The organism is Actinoplanes sp. NPDC051633 (assembly GCF_040681735.1).
Lineage (GTDB): Bacteria > Actinomycetota > Actinomycetes > Mycobacteriales > Micromonosporaceae > Actinoplanes.
In genome coordinates this window covers 1-3,471 of sequence record NZ_JBFAZH010000835.1, presented here as the reverse complement: position 1 = coordinate 3,471, position 3,471 = coordinate 1, and the positions used below count along the sequence as shown (strand labels likewise).

The 3,471-nt window shown below is 72.3% G+C and carries 4 protein-coding genes; 3 read left to right on the top strand and 1 reads right to left on the bottom strand.

Going from position 1 to position 3,471, the window contains the following annotated elements; translation table 11 throughout:
- The 3 genes from AB0M20_RS32980 to AB0M20_RS32970 all read left to right on the top strand — a co-directional run.
- Positions 1-722: ATP-binding protein (locus AB0M20_RS32980; RefSeq protein ID WP_364304250.1), on the top strand; the 722-nt coding region annotated here is incomplete at its 5' end.
- Between the two features lie 31 nt (positions 723-753).
- On the top strand, positions 754-2,253 hold the full coding sequence (locus AB0M20_RS32975; protein WP_364304249.1) for a GGDEF domain-containing protein: 1,500 nt from the start codon (positions 754-756) through the stop codon (positions 2,251-2,253).
- A complete protein-coding gene (locus AB0M20_RS32970; protein ID WP_364304248.1) occupies positions 2,219-3,115 on the top strand; it encodes a GNAT family N-acetyltransferase in 897 nt (298 codons plus the stop codon). The genes AB0M20_RS32975 and AB0M20_RS32970 overlap by 35 nt, the downstream gene beginning before the upstream one ends.
- A 6-nt stretch (positions 3,116-3,121) precedes the next feature.
- Here AB0M20_RS32970 and AB0M20_RS32965 read toward each other — a convergent pair.
- A partial coding sequence (locus AB0M20_RS32965; RefSeq protein WP_364304247.1) for a hypothetical protein occupies positions 3,122-3,471 on the bottom strand: 350 nt, incomplete at its 5' end.

Here is a 3,471-nt window from a genome sequence, read left to right as displayed (position 1 = left end):
ACGAGCGCGAGCGGCACCTGGTATCCCGCCTGCAGGACCTGGACACCGCGAAGACCGACTTCATGTCGACCGTCTCGCACGAGCTGCGTACGCCGCTGACCAGCATCTCCGGCTACCTCGAGCTGATGCTCGACGAGGAGGCAGGCGACCTGGACCCGCCGCAGCGGCGGATGCTCGAGGTGATCGCCCGCAACACCCGGCGGCTGCGCGAGCTGATCGAGGACATGCTGATCCTCTCCAAGATCGAGGCCGGCGACTTCCGGATCAGCAAGCGGGAGGTGGAGCTGGCCGCGCTGGTCGACAACGCCCTCGCCGCCATCGAACCGGTCGCGGCCAAGGCGTCGGTCGGGCTGCACACCGAGGTGTACGGGCCGCTGTGCCTGCACGCCGACCCCGAGCAGCTCGACCGGGTGCTGATGAACCTGCTGAGCAATGCGGTCAAGTTCACCCCGGCCGACGGCACCGTCACGGTGCGGGCCGTGCGCGAGCAGGACGAGATCGTGATCACCGTCGCGGACACCGGGCTGGGCATCCCCGAGGCCGAGCAGCAGGCGCTGTTCGCCCGGTTCTTCCGCGCCAGCAACGCCATCCACCTGGCGATCCCGGGCACCGGCCTGGGCCTGGCGATCGTCCGGACGATCGTGGAGAACCACGGCGGCACGATCGCCGTCGACTCGACCGAGAAGGTCGGCACGACAGTGACCGTCCGCCTTCCGGCTTAGGTCGGTCCCCACGGTGCCGATAGGGCCTGCCATGGGGTTCACCCACGCCCGTCTCGCCGGGCTGATCGTGCTGCTCGCCGGGGTCTGGTTCGGGGTCAACCTGATCGAGCCCGCCGGGCCCTCGGTGCTGCTCTGGCTTCCGCTGGTCGCCTCCGGCATCGTGCTGGTCGCCGCCCTGGTGCGGACTGCCCGCGATCCGGGCCTCGCCGCGCCCACCCGGCACTTCTGGCGGCGGCTGACCATCGCCGCCGCCGCCGCGGCCATCGGGCTCGCCGGGCAGGGTTACGACGTCTGGCGCCACCCGGGCGTCGGCGGAGCCCACAGCACGCCCGTGCTCGTCGTCGGCGCGGCCGTCGCCCAGACCTTCATCGTCTATGCCCTGCTGCGCCTGCCCGTCGGCCACCGCCGGCCCGGTGAGCTCCTGCGGCTGGCCCTCGACGCCTCCACCGTCATGGTGGCCGCCGGCGTCTTCATCTGGCACTTCATGGGCCGTGGAGTCGCCGGCGAGGACGGCATGGTCGGCTCGGTGGTGCTCACCGCCACCGCGATGGTCGCCATGTTCGCCCTGGTCAAGGTGATCATGTCCCAGCAGCGGTTCGCCGACGGCCCGGCGCTGCGGCTGCTCGCGGTAGCGGTCCTGGTCGGGTCGCTGGCACCGGCCACCCAGCCCTACCTGGACGTCGCCCACCCGCACCTGTTCGCCACGATGGTGGGTGTTCCCTCCTGCTTCTTCGTCGGGGTGCTGGGCGCACGGCGCCAGCAGCGGGCCGGTCGCGGGGCGCACCGGCCGGTCGCGGCCCGGCGCCCGTTCAGCGTCCTGCCGTACGCGGCGGTCGCCGTCGTCCAGGCCCTGCTGCTGGTGGACGCGATCGGCAACGACGACGACATGGTGGTCGTGCTGGGGGCGGTGCTGGTCACGGCCCTGGTGGCGGTGCGCCAGGTGATGGCGCTGATCGAGAACGGGCGTCTGGTGCGCCGGCTGGACTACAGCGCCACCCACGACCCGCTCACCGGCCTGGCCAACCGCGAGCTCTTCCAGCGCCGCCTCGCCGAGCTGCTCGACGGCCCGAGCGAGCAGCCGGTCGCCGTGGCGCTGCTCGACCTCGACGGCTTCAAGCAGGTCAACGACACGCTCGGCCACGAGACCGGCGACCGCCTGCTGGTCGAGGTGGCGCAGCGGCTGACCGGCTGTGTGCGCGAGGGTGACTTGCTGGCGCGGCTGGGCGGCGACGAGTTCGTGGTGGTGATGGCCGACGCCACGGCCGAGACGGCGGACGCGGTGGTGCGGCGGATGCTGGATGCCATCCCGGCGCCGGTGGGCGGCAGCGTCGGCATCGCCATCGGCCGCGACGACCTTCTCCGCCGTGCGGACGTCGCGATGTACCAGGCGAAAGAGGTGCCGGGCAACTCGGTGCGGCACTATCGCGCACCTGCGGTAGCCTCGGCATTGTACCGCACCGGTGGCGGGTCGTCCATCTCCTCTGGAACGTCCGCCCATGCCGATCCGGATCCGGCCGTTCGCCCGCGGTGACCGCGAGCAGGTCACGTCCCTGGTCAATGCCCACATCGCCGCCGTCGTGCCCGGCGTCTCGGTGTCCGTGCAGGCCCTGCTGAGCCAGCTCGAGCGCGAGCCCGGCGACTTCATCGTGGACCGGTGGGTGCGCGAGCGGGTCACGCTGGTGGCCGAGCAGCGCGGCCGCGTCACGGCCGCGGCCCATCTGCTGCGTTACGGCGATGACGAGGGTACGGGCGCGCAGTACCGCAACGCCGGCGAGATCCGGTGGCTGGTGTGCTGGCCGGACGCGCCGTACTGGCCGGACGCCGCGGAGGCCGGCGACGCGCTCGCGGTCGCCTGCCACGCGCAGCTCACCAGGTGGGGCGTGACGCGCCGGCACGCGGACGGCGCGCTGCCGGCGCCGGGCGTCTACGGCGTGCCGGAGCAGTGGCCGCACATCCGCGAGCTGTACCGGCGGCTGGGCTTCACCGGCGAGGGCCGCACCGAGCTGGTGTACCTGGCCGCGGTCGACGGGCTGCGCCGCCCCGCCGCTGCGCTGACGATCCGCCGCACCCTGGGCGTCAACGGGACTCGCCTGACGGCGGTGCGCGACGGCGCGGACGTCGGCTACATCGAGGTGGACACCAACCTCGACGCCGGGCCGCGCACCTCCCGCGTGGGCGCCTGGGCCGACATCGGCAACCTGTGGGTCGACCCGGCGCACCGCCGCGGCGGCATCGGCACGTGGCTGCTCGGCCAGGCGGCGGCATGGCTGGACCTGGGTGGCGTGACCCGCCTGCTCGACTACGCCGACGCCGACGACCACCCGTACCAGTCGTTCCTGACCGCGACCGGCTTCACCCTGCTGACCCGCACCACCCGCGGCCTGACGGCCTGATCCGCGTCATTCGCGGAATGGAAGATCGATTTCTCCGGTCACCGCGCAGCACGGTGCGCTGAGCAGGAAATCGGCGTCGCCGTCCCGCGGATCGGGGCGGCCGGTCGCATAGCGATCGGAGGTCGCCTCCGGCACCTGCACCACCGATCCGGTGCGGGGCCGGGTGATATCGGCGTCGTCCGGGATGGTCATCGGGAAAGAGATCCCATCCGGTTCGAGGGGCAACATTCTGCGTGGATAGAACTCCGGATGGGTGCCGGAAACTTGGTCGATCTTGAGAATCAGCCAATAGACGTGGCCGGTCTTCGGCGCGCGCAGGACATCGGCGCGCACGCTCACTTTCCGCGACCCGGCGG

Excerpts from the sequence above, each read along its gene's own strand:
- AB0M20_RS32970 (WP_364304248.1), top strand. The coding sequence starts at position 2,219 with ATGCCGATCCGGATCCGGCCGTTCGCCCGCGGTGACCGCGAGCAGGTC.
- AB0M20_RS32975 (WP_364304249.1), top strand. The coding sequence starts at position 754 with ATGGGGTTCACCCACGCCCGTCTCGCCGGGCTGATCGTGCTGCTCGCC.